The organism is Mesorhizobium sp. M7A.F.Ca.MR.148.00.0.0 (assembly GCF_003997735.1).
Lineage (GTDB): Bacteria > Pseudomonadota > Alphaproteobacteria > Rhizobiales > Rhizobiaceae > Mesorhizobium.
The window spans coordinates 1-368 of the sequence record NZ_RZTB01000443.1; the positions used below are offsets into that span (position 1 = coordinate 1).

A 368-nucleotide genomic window follows, 5' to 3' on the forward strand; every position below is an offset into this window, starting at 1 on the left:
CATGGCGAAAATCTAACCTATAAATCGTATTTGACAAGTTAGATTCAGCGATGCACCCTCACTCTGGGCTGCGATGATCTTCGCAGCCTTTTGAGCCTGTCGCTGGCCAGGACCGCTTCGCACTTTTGGGCGGCATGCTTCGAGGTTTTGCATGCTCTATTTCTTCCAGCAGGTGCTGAACGGGCTGCATTCGGGCGCGCTTTATGCGCTGCTCGCCTTTGGCTATGTGCTGACCAACGGCATCCTGCACCGCACCAATCTCGCCTATGGCGCATTGTTCGCCTTTTGCGGCCAGACGATGATCCTGACCGCGGCCTTCGGCTATCAGATGCTGTGGCTGACGCTGCTGGCGGCGGTGGCGCTCGGCG

1 pseudogene is annotated in these 368 nt (G+C 57.6%); it reads left to right on the top strand.

Features of this window, described 5'->3' with window-relative positions:
* Window positions 1-151: 151 nt before the first annotated feature.
* Window positions 152-368: pseudogene (locus tag EOB49_RS34880) on the top strand (branched-chain amino acid ABC transporter permease); the annotation flags it as partial.